General features: G+C 73.1%; 16 protein-coding genes and 1 tRNA gene. 9 read left to right on the top strand and 8 right to left on the bottom strand.

Annotated elements, in window-relative coordinates; translation table 11 throughout:
• The first annotated feature begins 25 nt into the window (after nt 1-25).
• Nucleotides 26-101: transfer RNA gene (locus ABTZ99_RS06395), tRNA-Gly, on the top strand.
• Here ABTZ99_RS06395 and ABTZ99_RS06390 read toward each other — a convergent pair.
• The 3 genes from ABTZ99_RS06390 to ABTZ99_RS06380 are packed head-to-tail and all read right to left on the bottom strand — an operon-like array spanning nt 99 to nt 2526.
• Nucleotides 99-938 (bottom strand): hypothetical protein, encoded by an 840-nt coding sequence (locus ABTZ99_RS06390; RefSeq protein ID WP_498780906.1) that lies wholly within the window; start codon nt 936-938, stop codon nt 99-101. The two genes, ABTZ99_RS06395 and ABTZ99_RS06390, sit on opposite strands and share 3 nt — an antisense overlap.
• Before the next feature lie 59 nt (nt 939-997).
• A complete protein-coding gene (locus tag ABTZ99_RS06385; RefSeq protein ID WP_499608662.1) occupies nt 998-2011 on the bottom strand; it encodes a hypothetical protein in 1014 nt (337 codons plus the stop codon).
• A gap of 2 nt (nt 2012-2013) precedes the next feature.
• Nucleotides 2014-2526 (bottom strand): SigE family RNA polymerase sigma factor, encoded by a 513-nt coding sequence (locus ABTZ99_RS06380; RefSeq protein WP_498786689.1) that lies wholly within the window; start codon nt 2524-2526, stop codon nt 2014-2016.
• Between the two features lie 233 nt (nt 2527-2759).
• Here ABTZ99_RS06380 and ABTZ99_RS06375 point away from each other — a divergent pair, with 233 nt between their 5' ends.
• Nucleotides 2760-3764 (top strand): DUF3558 family protein, encoded by a 1005-nt coding sequence (locus ABTZ99_RS06375; RefSeq protein ID WP_499608659.1) that lies wholly within the window; start codon nt 2760-2762, stop codon nt 3762-3764.
• 27 nt (nt 3765-3791) lie between these two features.
• On the opposite strand, the gene ABTZ99_RS06370 is transcribed toward ABTZ99_RS06375, so the two are convergent.
• Complete coding sequence (locus ABTZ99_RS06370) at nt 3792-4517, bottom strand: SDR family oxidoreductase (protein WP_499608657.1); 726 nt, start codon at nt 4515-4517, stop codon at nt 3792-3794.
• An 83-nt stretch (nt 4518-4600) separates the two neighbouring features.
• Here ABTZ99_RS06370 and ABTZ99_RS06365 point away from each other — a divergent pair, with 83 nt between their 5' ends.
• Together ABTZ99_RS06365 and ABTZ99_RS06360 are read left to right on the top strand one after the other, a co-directional pair.
• Nucleotides 4601-5470 carry a LysR family transcriptional regulator gene (locus ABTZ99_RS06365; protein ID WP_498786692.1) on the top strand — a complete coding sequence of 290 codons (870 nt, stop codon included), beginning with the start codon at nt 4601-4603 and terminating at the stop codon, nt 5468-5470.
• Nucleotides 5471-5595: 125 nt separating this feature from the next.
• Nucleotides 5596-6156 carry an EF-hand domain-containing protein gene (locus tag ABTZ99_RS06360; RefSeq protein WP_499608653.1) on the top strand — a complete coding sequence of 187 codons (561 nt, stop codon included), beginning with the start codon at nt 5596-5598 and terminating at the stop codon, nt 6154-6156.
• Nucleotides 6157-6202: 46 nt separating this feature from the next.
• Here the strand turns inward: ABTZ99_RS06360 and ABTZ99_RS06355 are convergent, their stop codons facing one another.
• The 4 genes from ABTZ99_RS06355 to rhaI form a co-directional block, all read right to left on the bottom strand.
• Nucleotides 6203-6871 (bottom strand): hypothetical protein, encoded by a 669-nt coding sequence (locus ABTZ99_RS06355; RefSeq protein WP_499608650.1) that lies wholly within the window; start codon nt 6869-6871, stop codon nt 6203-6205.
• A 117-nt stretch (nt 6872-6988) separates the two neighbouring features.
• On the bottom strand, nt 6989-8443 hold the full coding sequence (locus tag ABTZ99_RS06350) for a rhamnulokinase (protein ID WP_499608647.1): 1455 nt from the start codon (nt 8441-8443) through the stop codon (nt 6989-6991).
• On the bottom strand, nt 8443-10482 hold the full coding sequence (locus ABTZ99_RS06345; RefSeq protein ID WP_499608645.1) for a bifunctional aldolase/short-chain dehydrogenase: 2040 nt from the start codon (nt 10480-10482) through the stop codon (nt 8443-8445). Before ABTZ99_RS06345 ends, ABTZ99_RS06350 begins: the two co-directional genes overlap by 1 nt.
• 56 nt (nt 10483-10538) lie before the next feature.
• A complete protein-coding gene (rhaI, locus tag ABTZ99_RS06340; protein WP_499608643.1) occupies nt 10539-11699 on the bottom strand; it encodes an L-rhamnose isomerase in 1161 nt (386 codons plus the stop codon).
• Between the two features lie 213 nt (nt 11700-11912).
• Between rhaI and ABTZ99_RS06335 the strand changes: the two genes are divergently transcribed.
• From ABTZ99_RS06335 to rhaS, 5 genes are all read left to right on the top strand, one after another.
• A complete protein-coding gene (locus ABTZ99_RS06335) occupies nt 11913-12923 on the top strand; it encodes a LacI family DNA-binding transcriptional regulator (RefSeq protein ID WP_498786702.1) in 1011 nt (336 codons plus the stop codon).
• 260 nt (nt 12924-13183) lie between these two features.
• Nucleotides 13184-14698, top strand: coding sequence for a sugar ABC transporter ATP-binding protein (locus ABTZ99_RS06330; protein ID WP_499608641.1), 1515 nt, complete (start codon nt 13184-13186; stop codon nt 14696-14698).
• The gene (locus ABTZ99_RS06325) at nt 14695-15744 is read left to right on the top strand and encodes an ABC transporter permease (protein ID WP_499608638.1); all 1050 of its coding nucleotides are present in this window, start codon (nt 14695-14697) and stop codon (nt 15742-15744) included. Before ABTZ99_RS06330 ends, ABTZ99_RS06325 begins: the two co-directional genes overlap by 4 nt.
• Nucleotides 15734-16765 carry an ABC transporter permease gene (locus tag ABTZ99_RS06320; protein WP_498786700.1) on the top strand — a complete coding sequence of 344 codons (1032 nt, stop codon included), beginning with the start codon at nt 15734-15736 and terminating at the stop codon, nt 16763-16765. The genes ABTZ99_RS06325 and ABTZ99_RS06320 overlap by 11 nt, the downstream gene beginning before the upstream one ends.
• A gap of 49 nt (nt 16766-16814) precedes the next feature.
• Entirely contained in the window at nt 16815-17900 is a 1086-nt protein-coding gene (rhaS, locus tag ABTZ99_RS06315; protein WP_498786701.1) for a rhamnose ABC transporter substrate-binding protein, read from the top strand.
• Nucleotides 17901-17934: the final 34 nt, after the last annotated feature.

Genomic DNA, 17934 nt, shown 5'->3' with positions numbered 1-17934 from the left:
TCCGCTGTTCACCTACGATCGACGCGACGGGTCGTAGCGCAGGGGCAGACGCACCGCCTTGCCAAGGCAGATCACGCTGGTTCGAATCCAGCCGCCCGTCACCTGAACGAGGCGACCGCGCCGCAGGTGGGCAGCAGCTCCGCCACCGTGCCGGCGAACGCCGGCAGCACCTGGGCGAGCACCGCCCACGCCTCGGGGTTCGCGCCGAGTTCCCGCCGGACGAGCGGCGTGAGGAACTCCGCGGCCTCACGAGCGCGTTCGGGGAACAGGACAGTGCCGGCCTGGAGCACGTCGAGCACGGCCGCCGCGGGTGTCCAGCGCTCGACGTACTCGCGCGGGTCCTCGACGATGCCCGCCCGCCTCAGCCGGTGGGCGAACTTCGGGTGCGACCCGAACCGCGCGCGCACCTCCGGTGGGCAGTCCACGCGGATCGACAGCGCCCACCGCGCGAACCCCGGCAGCGGCTCGGCGCGGTCCGCTTCGGCGATCTCGGGCCAGTCGGCCCTGCCCACGGCACCCGCCGCCACCCGCGCCGCGGCCATGGACCGCGCCTGCCGCAGTTCGCCGACCAGCCCGGACGGGCCGATGACGAGCGGCGGTGCGCCGTGGGAGCAGCCTGGGGTGTCGCACGTCCGCACCACCGGCAGCGGTCCTTGGGCCGTGCCGAACGGGACGCCGCGGTAGATGTCGCGCTTGATCGCGTCGGTGGCGTGCGCGTGGTGGTACGCCAGCGCGTTCGTGGCGGGGTCGTCCCGCTCCAACATCCACAGCAGCACCGACGCCGGCGCCTGGAGCCGCTGGAGCCACCACGCCCACCACCGCGCGGGATTCGCCTCGGGCTCGTCGATCCCGAGGCGTCGCCGCACGGTCGCGGCGTCGTCCGGGTCGATCAACGAGAGCAGGAAGTGCGTACCCGGGACGTTGTTCCCTTTGTCCACGCGCGGATTCTCGCACGGTGACCCTCCGCGTCCACCTGGATCAGGGCCGGGCGCCGTCGTCAGCCGAGCGGTCGTGTGGTCCAGGTCGACCTGTCGTCCGGTGTCGGCACGAGCCGCACGCTCCGGGCGACGGCGAGCGAGGCGGCGGCGTCGGCGGTCCCGCCCCAGACGTCGACCGCGAACCCGGCGGCAACCCCGTAGAGGGTGACCTTGCGCCCGTCCACCATCGCCGGGTGACCGTCCACGGTCTGGTTCACCCCGTTCTGCGAGGCCACCCTCTCACCGTTCTCGACGGCGACCGCGAGGCAGTCGACGAACCGGCCCTCGTCGGCGGGGTCCTCGGTGGCGAAGAGGAGCCCGGTGCGCACGTACGGGTCGCCGGGCGGTCGCAGGTCCGCGGTGGTGCCGACCAACTGGTACGACGCGGGACGTGGAAGCGTGAACGGCACGGTCACCGGCTCGCCGTCGCCGACCCGCACGGCCAGCGCGATGCGGCGCGCGGTCTCGCGGTCCACCTCGCGCTCGGTCCTCACGTCCTGGTAGCTGACGAACGCCCAGGCGTCGTCGGTCCACTGCCAGGCGAGCAGGTCACCGGACGGCCTGCTCATCCAGTAGGCGGGCCGGCCGTCGACGGGTTCGGTCGGCGTGCCGGTCTCCGGCCGCAGCACGCCGCCCTCAGGATCCGCGGCCTGCCTGCCCGGGGCGTGCACGGTCACCGACCCGAGCCCTGTCCACCCGGCGTTGCGCACGCTGATCCGCTGCCAACGCCGTGCGGTGGTGTAGGAATCGGTGACGATGCCCGGCACGTCGGCGACCGTGACCACCCGCCGCATCGGGTCGAAGTCCCGGGTTTCCGCGGCGCGCTGCGACGACGTGGCCGGGTCGACGGACGAGCCCGAGCCGCCCGGCAACCCGAGGACGGGCACCAGGAGCGCCACCGCGGCCACGAGCACCCCTGTGCCGACCCACCGCGTCCGCAGCCGCCTGCGCCCCACCCGGATCGCCCGGTCGACGTCGACCTCGGACGGCGGCAACGGGTCCTCCTCGCGCAGCGGGTCCAGCAGTCGGTCCACGATCAGGCCTCCTTCGCGGTGATGGGCAGTGGGCGCTCGTCGAGCAACCGCCGCATGGTCGCCAGCCCGCGCGCGGTCTGGCTCTTGACCGTGCCGGTGCTGCAACCGAGCGCTCCGGCGACGTCCTCGACCGACATGTCGAACAGGAACCGCAGCACCAGCACCACGGACAGCCTGCGTGGCAGCCGGTCGAGCGCGGCGCGCAGGGTGGCCCGGTCGTCGACCCGGTGGTCCGGCTCCACGGCGACCTCGGGCGCGGAGGCGAACAACGACACGCCCGCCCAGCGCAGCCGCCGCTCGTCGAGGTACACCCGGACCAGGATCCGCTGCACGTAGGCGTCGGTGTTGTCGGCCGCACGCGCGCGCCGCCAGTTGACGTAGAGCTTCGTGATCGCCTGTTGGACGAGGTCGTCACCGTGGTGCGCGTCGCCGCACAGCCGGTACGCGGACCGGCGGAGCCGGTCGAGGCCCGCCCGCACGTACTCCACGTACTCCCGTTCCAACGCCGCCTGCATCGTGCTCCTTCCGTCCCCCTTACCCGTACGACGGGCTCGGGACGCCGGCGGGTTCTCGACGCGGTCGGGTTCCTCGCCCGGCAGTCGGCGAGGGCTCGGTGTCAGGCGTTCACCGGACATCGCGGACCTCGCGTCCCGCCTAGCCTGATCGGCAACGGTGGCGACGCGCGCACCCGCTGTCGAGGGGCAGCGGACGGGGCGCCGCGATCGTCACAGTCGAACGAGGGGTGGGGATGAAGGCGGGGATTCGCCTGCGCGCCGCGCTGGGGGTCGCGGCGCTGGCCGTCGCGGCGGGCTGCGGTCAAGCGATCACGGGTGCGGCGGCTCCCGAGTCGCGATCCGGCGCGGAGCCGACGGACGCCGCCGGGAAGGACCGGAAGACCGGGTTCGACGAGTGCGGTCTCGTCACACCGGCCGAGGTCGCCAAGGCGATCGGCGTGAACGCCATGCACGTCACCGGCCGTTCCGCGGTCACGCAGCCCGACGGCAGCCGTCGCGCCGGGTGCACGTACTTCCCGGAGGACGTCCCGGGCATGCTCGGCCTGAAGATCAGCACGGTGGCCGACACGGACGCCGAGCGGTTCTTCGCGCCGTTCGCCAAGAACTTCCGCAACGTGCAGACGATCCCCAGGCTGGGCGACCGCGCCGAAGCCGTCGCCTACAAGGCGAACGGCACCTCGACCCACTACATCGAGGTCCGCACGCTCGCGGGGAACCGGGGGCTGCACCTGTTCTACACCTACACCGACGGCAGCGCCACCATGCCCAAGGCCGACGGGGCGGCCGCCGCGACGATCCTCGTGCAGGCGCTCGACCGGTTGCCGGACAAGGTGACGATCCCCGACGGGGCGCCGGAAGGTCGGTGCGCGGACGTCGACCTCGGGCCCGCCAAGGAGGTCGTCGGCGCCGAACTGGTGATGGCCCGGTCGGTGGTGTCCGGGGGCGGCGGCATGACGTGCCACTTCAGCGGCGGTGCCGGGAGCCTCGAAGTCAGCCTGTTCACCGACGAAGACCGGGCCGCGAAGGCGGCCGTGCCCCCGGACAAGATCACCCACGCCGACATCGGCGACGGCGCCCGGCTGATGGTCACCGAGGCCAACGCGCTGGACGCCCGGGTCAACGTCGGCGACCAGGTCGTGATGGTGGTCGCGTCCTACGCCGGCAAGGTCACCGAGCCGCGCCCGGCCGACGTCGAACTGGTGCGCACCGTCGTGGACGCGATCACCGACCCGAACTGACGACCACCCGGGCGTTCCGCGGCCCGGTCACCAGGGAACGGCGCCCTCGTCGTCGAAGAAGCCGCCGCGCGGACCGTCGTCGGGCAGGGTGGCGAGCCGGATCGCGATCGCGGCGCCCTGCTCGGGCGTCCGCGGCCCGGCGAAGCCGGTGAAGTCGGTCGCGACGTAGCCGGGGCAGGCGGCGTTCACGATGACCTTCGTGTCGGCGAGCCGGCGGGCGTACTGGGCCGTGACGCTGTTGAGCATCGACTTGGACGGCGCGTACGCGGCCATCACCGGGCCGGTCCGCAACGTGAGCGAGCCCATGTTGCTGGACATGTTGACGATGCGCGGCGAGTCCGCGCGGCACAGCAGCGGGAGCATCGCGTTCGTCACCCGGACCACCCCGAACACGTTGGTGTCCAGGACGGTGCGCAGCACGTCGAGGTCGAGCGTCGTGGGGTCCTGCGCGCCACCGTCGAACCGGCCCGCGATGCCGGCGTTGTTGACGAGCACGTCGAGCCGACCCGCCGTCCGCTCGACGGTCGCCGCCGCGGCCGCGACGCTGTCGTCGGAGGTGACGTCGAGGGCGACCCCGAACGCGTCCACGCCCGCCGCGCGCAACCGCTCGACGGCCTCCTCTCGCCTGGTCTCGTCACGCGCGCCCACCGCGACCGTGAAGCCGATCGCCCCGAGACCCCGTGCGATGGCGAGCCCGATTCCCTTGTTCGCGCCGGTGACCAGCGCGATCTTCGTGTCGTTCACCCGTCCCATGCTCGGCGCGCCACCCGCCCGCGTCCAAGATCGATCCGGTAAGCCCTGATACTCGCCGGGTATCAGGCGGGTAGGCTGCGTCCGTGCACGACCTCGAGACCCGGGAACTCAGGTACTTCGTCGCCGTCGCCGAGGAACTGCACTTCGGACGTGCCGCCGACCGGCTCGGGATCGCGCAGCCGCCGCTGTCGCGCGCGATCAGCCGGCTGGAGCACCGGCTCGGCGTCCGGCTTTTCGACCGGGACCGCCGTGGCGCGGTGCTCACCGACGCGGGCAGGGTGATGCTCCACGAGGCCCGATCGGCTCTCGACGCCGTCGCGGCCGCCGCGCGCCGGACGCGCCGGGCCGCGGACCCGAACCGGCCGCTGGTGCTGGTGACGAAGGCCGGGGCGTCCCACGAACTGCTGCAACGGCTCCTCGACGCGCTCGCCCGCGAACCCGGCGCGCCGCCGGTCGACGTCCTGCTGTGCGAGGTCGGCGAGCAGGCGGGGCTGCTGCGCGACGGGAGCGCCGACGTGGCGCTCATGCACCGGCCGTTCGACGACCTCGCCGGGTTCGACACCGAGGACCTCCACGTCGAGGGCCAGATCGCGCTCCTGCCCGCCGGGCACCCCCTCGCGTCACGCGATCGGCTCACGCTCGCGGAGGTCCGCGACGTGCCGGACCTGCCGATCGCCCGCTGGCCCCGGCTCGACGGGTCCTACCCGGACGGACCCGGGCCGGAGGTGCGCACCCAGTCGCAGCTCGCGCAGCTCGTGGCGCTGGGCAAGGCGCTGCTCGTCATCCCGGCCTCCAGTCGCGCCTGGCAGTGGCCCGACCACGTCGCGGTGCCCGTGGTGGACGCGCCGGACGTCACCACGGTGATCGCCTGGCCGGCGAGCAGCCGCTCACCGGCGATCGCCTCGCTCGTGCGCTCGGCGGCCGGGCTCCGCGACGACGCGCCCGCGGGCTGAGAGATCGTCCGCCAGACCACCCGATCGTGTCGCCCAGAGACCCGTTAGGGCGTTGCCCGGCCCTTCCCGGCCACACCATCCTGTGTGCCGTCCCGGTCAACCGATCACGTCCGTACGGAGGTTTCGTGCCGGTCAACGACATGCTGAAGGCAAAGATCAACCACGGCTTCGCCCACCTGGACGTCGACGGGGACGGGCTGCTCACCGAGCAGGACCACGTCCTCATGGGCAGGAGGGCCGCGGAGGCGCTCGGGCACGCGCCCGACTCGCCGGAGGAGCAGCGGATCGTCGACGCCTACCTGCGGATCTGGCACGACCTGCACCTGCCGCACGTCCCGGGCGGCGGCACGGCCATCTCGCGCGAGCAGTTCCTCGCCTCCACCGGCTCCCTCTCCGACGACCCGGACGCGGCACGGGCCACCGTCGGCGCGCTGGCCGAGGCGTTCCTGGGCATCGCCGACACCGACGTCGACGGCCGGGTGAGCCCCGCCGAGTACCTCGTGTTCCAGCGCGGGCACTTCCCCGGCCTGAGCGAGGCCGAGGCCGCCGAGGCGTTCGAGCACCTCGACTCGGACGGCGACGGCTACCTCACCGCCGAGGAGTTCACCCGCGCGTGCGTCGAGTTCTGGTCCAGCACCGACCCGGACGCGCCGGGCAACTGGTGGATGGGCCCTCCCGTGGCGTGATCCGCCCGCCGGCGGACCGGTCCGACCTCGGCACGACCCGGACCGGTCACTGCCGACGCACCGCGATGTCGTCCTGGGATCGCGGGTCGATCTCGTAGTGCGTGTCGAACTGGCTGCTGAACCCCGTCACGCGGACCGCCCGGCCCACGACCAGACCGGTGAGGTCGATGCCGGTCGGCGTGTTGACGAAGATCGTCAGCTCGCCGGAACCGTCGTCGACGTGGAACTTGTGCCCGTACGGCAGGTCCGACTCCGGCGCCCGGGTGACCGTGGCGGCCACGCGCACCAGCAACCCTTCGGTGGCCTCGCCGACCGCGCCCGTGGCGAGCGGCACGGGACGGATCGACGGGCCCTTGCCGTGCACGCGGACCGCGGCCGGGTCGGCGGGGACGAGGACGAGCAACCCGTAGCTGTCACGCAGCGTGCCGGTCACCCGGACCCGGTCGCGAGGGGTGACGCCCAAGTCGACCGGGACGCTCACGTAGATCCCGGCGCCGCGGTCCTGGATCGCGAAGCCCCGGTCGAAGAAGCTCGACTCGAACGCGCCCGAGGGCGTCGTGGCCGTGCCGCCGACGGTGACCACCGTCCCGAGCGGCAGGCTCCGCGCGTGGCGGATGGGCACCACGTGCTCCGAGGCCTCGGCGGGCGCCGCCAGACCCAGCGAGACGAGCACCAGGACCAACACCGAGCAGATACCGCGCGGCAACGCACGCATGCCGAACCCCTTCCGACCGAGCCGGGCCGAGGTGGACCGGCTGCCCGCCACCATCGCGGTCGCGGGCGCCGGCCGCCGGCGGAAGGGCCGATCGGCTACGGGTCCCCGACCCGGGGGTCAGGGCCCGGCCAGGCGCTCCTCCGCGGCCCGCCACGCCCCGGAGTCGCCGCTCGGCTCGTACCGGACCACCTCGGCCGAGGACCGCACCACGTCCCGCAGGGCCGCCAGACCACCGGTGACGACGCCCAATGCACGGGCCTGGACCAACGCGTTGCCGTACGCGGCGGCCTCGACCGGTCCCGCCACGACCGGCAGGCCGCAGGCGTCCGCGGTGAGTTGGCAGAGCAGCCGGTTGCGCGCGCCGCCACCCACGACGTGCACCACGTCGACCTGCCGCCCCGACAGCTCGGCGGCCTGGCGGACCGCCCGGCGGTGGGCCAGCGCCAGGCTGTCCACCACGCACCGGACGATCGCCGCGGGTGTCGAGGGCGGGTTCTGCCCCGTCCGCGCGCAGGCTTCCCGGATGCGGGCGGGCATGTTCCCCGGCGGGATGAACGCCGGGTCGCCCGCGTCGACCACGGCGGCCGGCCCCGGCTGGTCCCGCGCCGCGTCGAGCAGCCCCGCCAGCTCCGGATCACCCCACTCGCGCAGGCACTCCTGCAACAACCACAGGCCCATCACGTTGCGCAGGTAGCGGACCGTGCCGTCCACGCCCAGCTCGTTGGAGAAGTTCGCCGCACGACTGGCCTCGGTGAGCACCGGGGCGTCCAGCTCCACCCCGACCAGCGACCACGTCCCGGTGGCCACGTAAGCGAAGTTCGGCGTCGCGGCCGGCACGCCGACGACCGCCGACGCGGTGTCGTGCGACCCGACGGCCACCACCGGGACCGGCCCGGTCAGGCCGGTCTCCGCCAGGACGTGGTCGTGCAGCACTCCCACCTCGGCGCCCGGCTCCACCAGCGGCGTGAACAGCCCGTCCGCGATGTCCAGGCGCGCCGCCAGCTCCGCCGACCACGTGCGCGTCCGCGCGTCGAGCAGGCCGGTGGTGGAGGCGTTGGTGACCTCCGTGACGCGGGCGCCGGTGAGCCAGTGCCCGAGCAGGTCGGGGATGAGCAGCAACCGCTCCGCCGCGCCCAGTTGCGGCGTGCCGCGGGCCGCCGCCAACTGGTAGACCGTGTTGAACGGCAGCACCTGCAACCCCGTGACCCGGTACAGCTCGGCCGCCGGCACCCGGGCGTGCACGGCCTCGGGCACCCCGTCGGTGCGCCCGTCGCGGTAGTGCACCGGGTTGCCGAGCAACGCGCCGGTGGCGTCCACCAGGCCGTAGTCGACCGCCCACGAGTCGATGCCGACCGCGTCCAGCCGCGGCCCGGCCGCCCGCAGGCCGTCGAGCACGCCCCGGTACAGGCCCAGCACGTCCCAGTGCAGCGTGCCGCCGAGCCGCACCGGCCCGTTGGGGAACCGGTGGCTCTCCACGAAGCTCGCCCGACCGGGAGCGATGTCGAAGGCCATCACGCGTCCGCTCGACGCGCCGAGGTCGACCGCCGCTACCCGGACCGCACCCCCGCCCATCAGCGCAGGAACGCGGCGGCGACGCCGGAGTCGACCGGCACGTGCAGGCCGGTGGTCTGCGACAGGTCGCCGCCGGCGAGCGCGAAGACGGCGGCGGCGACGTGCTCGGGCAGCACCTCGCGGCCCAGCAGCGTGCGCTTGGCGTAGTAGGCGCCCAACTCCTCCTCCTTGACCCCGTACACGGCGGCCCGCTGCGCGCCCCAGCCGCCGGCGAAGATGCCCGAACCGCGCACCACGCCGTCGGGGTTGACGCCGTTGACCCGGATCCCGTGCGGCCCCAGCTCGGCCGCCAGCAGCCGCACCTGGTGCGCCTGGTCGGCCTTGGTCGCGCCGTAGGCGACGTTGTTGGGCCCGGCGAACACGCCGTTCTTGCTGGAGATGTAGACGATGTCGCCGCCCATGCCCTGCTCGACCATCACCTTCGCGGCGGCCCGCGACACCAGGAACGACCCCCGCGCCATCACGTCGTGCTGGAGGTCCCAGTCGCGCACGGTCGTCTCCAGCAGCGGCTTGGAGATCGACAGACCGGCGTTGTTCACGACCAGGTCGACACCGCCGAACGCGAGCACCGCCTCGGCGAACGCCCGCTCCACGGCCGCTTCGTCCGACACGTCCGCGGCCACGCCGATCGCCACGTCCCGGTCGCCGATGCCGTCCGCGACCGCCGCCGCGCGCTCCGCGTCGAGGTCGGAGACGACCACGCACGCGCCCTCGGCGGCCAACCGCTCGGCGATGGCCTTGCCGATGCCCGAGCCCGCGCCGGTCACCAGCGCCACCCGCGTGGCCAGCGGCTTCGGCTTGGGCATCCGGGCCAGCTTGGCCTCTTCCAGCGCCCAGTACTCGATGCGGAACTTCTCCGACTCCGGGATCGGCCGGTAGGTCGACACCGACTCGGCGCCGCGCATCACGTTGATCGCGTTGACGTAGAACTCGCCCGCCACGCGCGCGGTCTGCTTCGTGCGGCCGAACGAGAACATGCCGACGCCGGGCACCAGCACGATCGCCGGGTCCGCACCGCGCATCGCCGGCGAGTCCGGGGTCGCGTGCCGCTCGTAGTAGGCGCGGTAGTCCTCCCGGTACGCGGCGTGCAGCTCCTTGAGCCGCGCGACGACCTCGTCCACGCCCGCCGTGCCCGGCAGGTCGACCACCAGCGGCTTGACCTTGGTGCGCAGGAAGTGGTCCGGGCACGACGTGCCCAGCTCGGCCAGCGGCGCGAGCTTCGCCCGGGACAGGAAGTCCAGCACCACGTCGGTGTCGGTGAAGTGCCCCACCTGCGGCAGGTCGGTCGACGCCAGGCCGCGGACGACCGGGAAGAGCGCCGCCGCCCTGGCCCGCCGCTCGGCCTCGGGCAGCGGCTCGTTGCCCGGCACCACCGCGCCGAACGGCTCGGCGGACCCGTGCCGCGCCAGGAACTCCTCCGCGGTCCGGATGATCTCCGCCGAGTGCGCCTCGCACTCCTCGGACGTGTCGCCCCACGCGGTGATCCCGTGCCCGCCCAGCACGCACCCGATCGCCCGGGGGTTCGCCGCCTTGATCGCCGCGATGTCCAGGCCGAGCTGGAAACCGGGCCGGCGCCAGTCCACCCACGCCACCCGGTCGCTGAAGCACCGCTCGGTCAGCTCCCGCCCGTCGGCCGCCGTCGCCAGCGCGATGCCCGAGTCGGGGTGCAGGTGGTCCACGTGCGGCGCGTCGACCAGCCCGTGCATGGCCGTGTCGATCGACGGCGCCGCGCCGCCCTTGCCGTGCAGGCAGTAGTCGAACGCGGCGACCATCTCGTCCTCGCGGTCCACGCCGGGGTAGACGTCCACGAGCGCGCGCAGCCGGTCCATCCGCAGCACGGCCAGGCCGGCGGTGGTGAGGGTGCCCAGGTCGCCGCCCGAGCCCTTCACCCACAGGAGCTCGACCCGGTCACCGGTCACCGGGTCGGTGTCGCTGCCCTTCGCGGAGGTGTTGCCGCCCGCGTAGTTGGTGTTGCGCGGATCGGCGCCCAGCCGGTTCGAGCGGGCTACCAGCGCCGCGGCGGTCGTGTTGTCGGTCATGTGCGGGAAGCTCCTCGTGGACGAGCGGTGGCGAGGTGTGCCGGGGTGTCGGGAGGTCAGAGCCAGCCGGCCTGCGTGCCGCCGACGCGCGCGGCGGCGATCTCGTCGGCGTAGCCGGACGCGCGGTAGGCGGCCATCGGGTCGCGGGGGAGGCCCTTGGCCTCGCGGCGGTCGGCCAGCACGCCGCGCACGTCGGTGTGGAAGGCGTCCATCAGCACGTCGTGCGCGCCGATCACGTCACCGGCGTCCTGGGCGGCGGCCAGCGCCTCGGCGTCGACGAGCAGCGCCTTGGCCAACGCCTGCTCGACGTTGAGGACCGACCGGATCTGGCCCGCGATCTTGTCCTCGAGGTTGTGGCACTGGTCGAGCATGAAGTTCACCCCGGACCCGGGGCGGTGCGCGCCGACCGCGACGATCTCGACCATGATCCGGAACAGCTGGAACGGGTCGGCCGAGCCCACGATCAGGTCGTCGTCGGCGTAGAAGCGGGAGTTGAAGTCGAACGCGCCGAGCCTGCCCGCCCGCAGCAGCTGCATGACGATGAACTCGATGTTCGTGCCCGGCGCGTGGTGACCCGTGTCGAGCACGACCTGCGCGCGGTCGCCGAGCGCCTGGCAGTGCAGCAGCGCCGTGCCCCAGTCGGGCACGTCCATCGCGTAGAAGTACGGCTCGAAGAACTTGTACTCCAGCAGCAGCCGCTGGTCGGGCCCCAGCGCGGCGTAGATCTCGGTCAGCGACCCGGCCAGCCGGTCCTGCCGGGCGCGCAGCGAGTCCTGCCCCGCGTAGTTCGTGCCGTCGGGCAGCCACAGCTTCAGGTCGGCCGAGCCGGTCTCCGCCATCACCTTCACGCAGTCGAGGTGGTGCGCGACGGCCTTGGCCCGCACGCGCGGGTCCGAGTGCGTCAGCGAGCCGAGCTTGTAGTCGTCGTCCTGGAAGAGGTTCGAGTTGATCGCGCCGATCCGCACGCCCTGCTCCTCGGCGTGGGCGGCCAGCGCGGCGAAGTCCTCGACCCGGTCCCACGGGATGTGCAGCGACACCCGCGGCGCCAGCCCGGTCAGGGCGTGCACGCGCGCGGCGTCGGCGATCTTCTCGAACGGGTCGCGCGGCGTGCCCGGTGTGGTGAACACCTTGAACCTGGTGCCGGAGTTCCCGTACGCCCAGCTCGGCACCTCGACGGTGAACCCGTCGAGTTCCGACAGCACCTCCTGCAGGGACATCACACGTCGTTCCTCTCGGCAGCGGGGTCAACCGGTGTGGCGCCGACGGTAGCCGACCTTGGAACGTTTCACAACGGCCCTGACGTGGGTCGAATCGGTTGTCCGGCACACCGTTGCCTCCCTGCTAGGCTTCGCGATGACGCAGGTATCCGGACGTTTCACCCCGGACTCGCGTCGATCACGAAGGAGGGTGGGGCGGTGTCCGCGCCGAGCATGAAGGATGTCGCCGCGCACGCGGGCGTGGCCGTTGGCACGGTGTCGAACGTGCTCAACCACCCGGAGTTGGTCGCCGAGAGCACCCGCAAGCGGGTGCAGGACGCGATCGCCGAACTGGGCTTCGTGCGCAACGAGTCGGCGCGCCAACTGCGCGGTGGCACGAGCCGCACCCTCGCCTACGTGGTGCTCGACACCCGCAACCCCTTCTTCACCGACGTGGCCGCCGGTGCGCAGCAGGTGGCGGAAGGCGCGGGCCTGGCGATGTTCCTGTGCGACGGCGGTGAGGACCCCACCCGCCAGGCCAGGTACCTCGACCTGCTCGAACAGCAGCGGGTGGAGGGCATCCTCATCACGCCGGTCGACGCGGACGACCCGCGCCTGGCCGCGCTGGCCCGTCGGGGGACGCCCGTCGTGGTCGTCGACCGCGGCGCGGGGCCGGACCGCTGCTCGGTGTCGGTCGACGACGTGCTCGGCGGCGACCTGGCCGCGTCCCACCTGCTCGACGCCGGGCACCGCCGGATCGCCTTCGTCGGCGGGCCGCGCTCGATCGGCCAGGTGGCCGACCGCCTGACGGGCGCCGAGCAGGCGCTCGCCCGCGCCGGCGCCGAGCCGCTCACCGTGCTGGAGACGGCGCGCCTCGACGTCGCCGAGGGCAGGCGGGCGGGTGAGCGGCTGGCCGGCCTGCCCGCGTCCCGGCGCCCGACCGCCGCGTTCTGCGCCAACGACATGCTCGCGCTCGGCCTGCTCCAGCAGGCGGTCCGGCTGGGCCTGCGCGTGCCGCACGACCTGGCGATCGTCGGCTACGACGACATCGAGTTCGCGGCCGCGGCGGCGGTGCCGTTGACCTCGGTCGCCCAGCCGCGCCAGCTCCTCGGCCGCACGGCGGCGGAAATGCTGCTGGCCGAGGCGCGGCACCCGAAGGGGCACGTGCACCAGCAGCGGGTGTTCGAGCCCGAACTGGTGGTGCGCGAGTCCACCAGCATGCGCCGACTGGACGGCGTCGCCTGAGCGGGCAGTGCCTTGGGCCGTGCCGTTCGGGAGCGATTCCGGAATACCGGTGACGCGTAGTCGCGCGCGAAATCCCGCCCTTCCTATTGAAACGTAACACTAAAAGCCCGTGCGGCGGACCGCAGGTTTGAGCACGATGACGCAACGATGAATGCCTCATCCCGGAAGAGTTGCCGCACCGTCGTTGACGATTGGTCTGAACTACCCCTAGCCTCGCGCATCAGCACCGCATTGAAACATTTCAGTGAAGGAGGCGCCGGATGGATCGGGCACACGCGACTCCACTGCTGGAGGTACGGGGTGTCTCCAAGTCGTTCGGCGCCGTGGCGGCCGTCCGCGAGGTGTCGTTCCCGCTGCACGGCGGCGAGGCGCACGCGCTGGTCGGGGAGAACGGCGCGGGCAAGTCGACGATCGTGAAGATGCTCGCCGGCGTGCACGAGCCCGACGCGGGCGCGATCGTGCTGGACGGCGTGGCGCAGCGGTTGGCCGGGCCCGCCGCCGCGCGGGCGGCCGGCATCGCGGTCATCTACCAGGAGCCCACGCTGTTCCCGGATCTCTCGGTCGCGGAGAACATCTTCATGGGCCGCCAGCCGCTGGGCCGGTTCGGGCGCATCGACCGGGCGGCGATGAGGGCCGAGGCGGTGCGGCTGTTCGACCGGCTCGGCGTCCGCCTCGACCCGGACCGCCCCGCGCGCGGCCTGTCGATCGCCGACCAGCAGCTGGTCGAGATCGCCAAGGCGCTGTCCCTGCACGCGCGCGTGCTCGTGATGGACGAGCCGACCGCCGCGCTGTCCGGTGTCGAGGTGGAGCGGTTGTTCGCGGTGGTGCGTGCTTTGTGCGAGGAGGGCGCGGCGGTCCTGTTCATCTCGCACCGCTTCGACGAGGTGTTCTCGCTGTGCCAACGGCTCACCGTGCTGCGTGATGGCACGTGGGTGTCCACGGACCCGGTGGCCGACCTCACCGTCGACCAGGTCGTGCGGCGGATGGTCGGTCGCGACGTCTCGACGCTGTTCCCCAAGGAGGACGTCGAGCCCGGTGACGTCGTCCTGGAAGTCGACGGGTTGAGCAGGCAGGGCGTGTTCTCCGACATCGGGTTCTCGGTGCGGGCGGGCGAGATCGTCGCCCTCGCCGGGCTCGTCGGTGCCGGTCGCAGCGAGGTGGTGCGCGCGGTGTTCGGGATCGACCGCTACGACGCGGGCGAGGTGCGGGTGGCGGGGGAGCGGCTGCCCGCCGCGACGCCGGCCGCCGCCGTGGCCGCCGGGATCGCGCTGGTGCCGGAGGACCGCCGCCAGCAGGGCCTGGTGATGGAGATGTCGATCGAGCGCAACGCGACGCTCACCCGCCTGAAGCCGCTGGCCCGCCTCGGCTTGCTCGGCGGCGGGCGCGAACGCCGTTCGGCGCGGGAGTGGACGACGCGGTTGCAGGTCAAGTACGGGCGGTTGGCCGACGCCGTCGGCACCCTGTCCGGCGGCAACCAGCAGAAGGTCGTGCTGGCCAAGTGGCTGGCGACCGGCCCGAGGGTGCTGATCGTCGACGAGCCGACGCGCGGCATCGACATCGGCACGAAGGCCGAGGTCCACCGGCTGCTCTCGCGGCTGGCGGCCGACGGCGTCGCGGTGCTCATGGTGTCCTCCGAGCTGCCCGAGGTGCTGGGGATGGCCGACCGCGTGCTCGTCATGCACGAGGGGCGGATCACCGCCGAGCTGGACCGGGCCGGGGCGACGGAGGAATCGGTCATGTTCGCGGCCACCGGCCGGAAGGAGGCAGCCGCGTGAGCACCCCGCCGACGGCACCCGCCGCGCCACCGGCGACGGCGGACGGGAGCAGCAGGACCCGGTTCGTCCACAAGCTGTGGCTGGCGCGCGAGTTCGGCATCGTCGTGGCGCTCGGGCTGCTCGTGCTCGTGACCGCGGTGGACAACCCCGCGTTCCTGTCACCGCAGAGCCTGCGCGACCTGGTGCTGGGCGCGGCGATCCTGGTGGTCCTCGCGGTCGGGCAGACCGTGGTGATCATCTCCCGCAACATCGACCTGTCGGTGGGCGCGGTGCTCGGCCTGGTCGCGTTCGCGACCGGCAAGCTGCTCAGCTCGGCGCCGGGCACGCCGACCGCGGTCGCGGTCGGGATCGGCATCGGGCTGGGCGCGGTGTGCGGTGTGGTCAACGGCGTGCTGGTGGCCGCGGCGCGGGTGCCCGCGCTGGTGATCACGCTCGGCACGCTCTACGCGTTCCGCGGCGTCGACCACTCGTGGGCGAAGGGCCGGCAGATCAACGCCTCCGACCTGCCGCGCTCGTTCCTCGACCTGGGCACCTGGACCGTGCTCGGCGTACCCGTGCTCGCCGTCATCGCCGTCGTCGTGATGCTGCTCGTCGGCTTCTACCTGCGGTCCTACCGCAGCGGGCGCGAGCTGTACGCGATCGGCTCGGAACCCGCCGCCGCACGGCTGTCCGGCATCCCGGTCGGGCGCCGGGTCTTCACCTCCTTCGTCCTGTGCGGGGCGCTCGCCGGCCTGGCCGGAGTGCTGTACGCGGCGCGCTTCGGCACCGTCGACGCCACCGTCGGCACGGGCATCGAGCTCCAGGTCGTCGCCGCGGCCGTGGTCGGCGGCGTGGCGATCTTCGGCGGCAGCGGGAGCGTCTACGGCGCCGCGCTCGGCGCACTGCTGCTGACCACCATCGGCAGCTCCCTTGCGGTGCTGCGGATCAACCCGTTCTGGCAGCAGGCCGTGGTCGGCGGCCTCATCCTCGCCGCGATCGGACTGGACCGGCTGCTGGCCGTCCGGGCGGCGAACCGCTTGCGAGGGAGGTCGTCGCATGGCGCGTGACACGGTGGCGGTGGACGTCGCGGGGCCGCCGGCCGAACCGACCGCGGGCGTGCTGCGCTCCGCGTTGCTCCGGTGGGACACCGCGCTGCTCGTGGTGCTCGCAGGGGTCGCGGTGGTCGCCGGGGTGCTGGTCGAGGGGTTCGCGAGCGGGCGCAACCTCCAGTTCCTCCTGCTGGACGTGATCGCGATCGCGCTGATCGCGCTGCCGCTGACGCTGATCGTCATCACCGGCGAGATCGACCTCTCGGTGGCCAGCACGCTCGGGCTGTGCAGCGCGGTGATGGGCCGGTTGTGGGTGGCCGGTCTGCCGCTGGAGCTGGTGGTGGTGCTCGTCGTCGGTCTCGGCGCCGTGCTGGGCGCGGTGAACGCGGTGTTCGTGACCAGGTTCGCGCTGCCCTCGCTCGCGGTGACCATCGGCACGCTGGCCGCGTACCGGGGGCTGGCGTTCGTGGTGCTCGGCGACCAGGCCGTGGCCGACTTCCCGTTCAGCTGGACCGACGCCGCGAGCAGCACCGTCGCCGACGGCGCCGTGCCGTGGGCCGCGGTGGTCACGATCGTGCTCGCGGTCGTGTTCGGCGTGGTGCTGCACGCGACCCCGTTCGGCCGGTCCCTCTACGCGATGGGCAACAACGCCGAGGCGGCGACGTTCGCCGGCATCCGCGTCGCCCGCGCGAAGTTCTGGCTGTTCGTCGCCTCCGGCGCGGTGGCGGGCCTGGCCGGGGTGTACTGGACGCTGCGGTTCGCCAGCGCGCGGGCCGACAACGCCGCGGGCCTGGAGCTGGCCGTGGTCGCCGCCGTCCTGCTCGGCGGCGTCTCGATCTTCGGCGGTCGCGGCACGTTGCTCGGCGTCCTGCTGGGCGTGCTGCTGCTCGGCGCGGTCCGCAACGCCCTCCAGCTCGCCGACGTCGCCGCGGACACGCTGAACGTGGTCACCGGCGGACTGCTCATCGCCTCGGTCGTGGTGCCGAACGTGGTCACCATGGCCCGTGCCCGGTGGCGACGGCGAAGCCGCACCCCGTGACCCGCAGACCACTCGCGACAACGAAGTCACCGCCGAGAGAGGGAGAACCATGTCCACCCAGCCCAAGCGCACCCTGCGCCTCGGCCTGATCGCCACCACCGTGGCGGTCGTGCTGGTCGGCGCCGCGTGCGGTGGCACCACCCGCGGGTCCGAGGACAACGCCAACCCCACGGGCAACCGGGCCACCGGCCAGGCGAACCCCGACGCGCCGCTGGCCGAGGGGCTCGACGTGGGGTTCCTGCCCAAGCAGATCAACAACCCGTACTTCACCGTGGCCGACGGCGGCGGCAAGAGCGCCACCGAGGAGTTCAAGGGCCGGTTCAAGGAGGTCGGCCCCTCCGAGGCCAGCGCCTCGTCCCAGGTCAGCTACATCAACACGCTGTCGCAGCAGCAGACCGACGTCATCGTGACCTCCGCCAACGACCCGAACGCGATCTGCGGCGCGCTCAACAGCGCGCGGCAGGCGGGCGCCAAGGTCGTCACCTTCGACTCCGACACCAAGCCCGAGTGCCGGGACGTGTTCGTCAACCAGGCGACCGCCGAGGGCATCGCGCGGAACCAGGTCGAGCTGATCGCCGAGCAGATCGGCGGCGAGGGCAAGATCGCGATCCTGTCGGCGACGCCGAACGCGACCAACCAGAACGCGTGGATCGAGCTGATGCGAGAGGAGCTGAAGAAGCCCGAGTTCGGCAAGATCGAGCTCGTCACGGTCGCCTACGGCAACGACGAGGACCAGAAGTCGTTCCAGGAGACCCAGGGCCTGCTGCGCTCCTACCCCGACCTGAAGGGCATCGTCTCGCCCACCACGGTCGGGGTCGCGGCGGCGGCGCGCTACCTGTCGGGCTCGGAGTACAAGGGCAAGGTGGCGCTGACCGGCCTCGGCACGCCGAACCAGATGCGCGAGTTCGTCAAGGACGGCACGGTCGAGGCGTTCGCCCTGTGGAACCCGGCCGACCTCGGCTACCTCGCCGCCTACGCCGGCGCCGCGCTCGCGTCCGGCCAGATCACCGGCGCGGAGGGGCAGAAGTTCAAGGCGGGCAAGCTCGGCGAGTACACCATCGGCGCGGACGGCGTCGTGGTGCTCGGCCCGCCCACCGTGTTCGACCAGGCCAACATCGACCAGTTCGACTTCTGAGCCCGCGGGCGCGCGGACCGTTGCCCGGTCCGCG

Origin of the sequence: Actinosynnema sp. NPDC002837, from assembly GCF_040295345.1 — a bacterium.
Taxonomy (GTDB): Bacteria; Actinomycetota; Actinomycetes; order Mycobacteriales; family Pseudonocardiaceae; genus Actinosynnema.
This window is presented reverse-complemented; position numbering and strand designations above follow the sequence as displayed.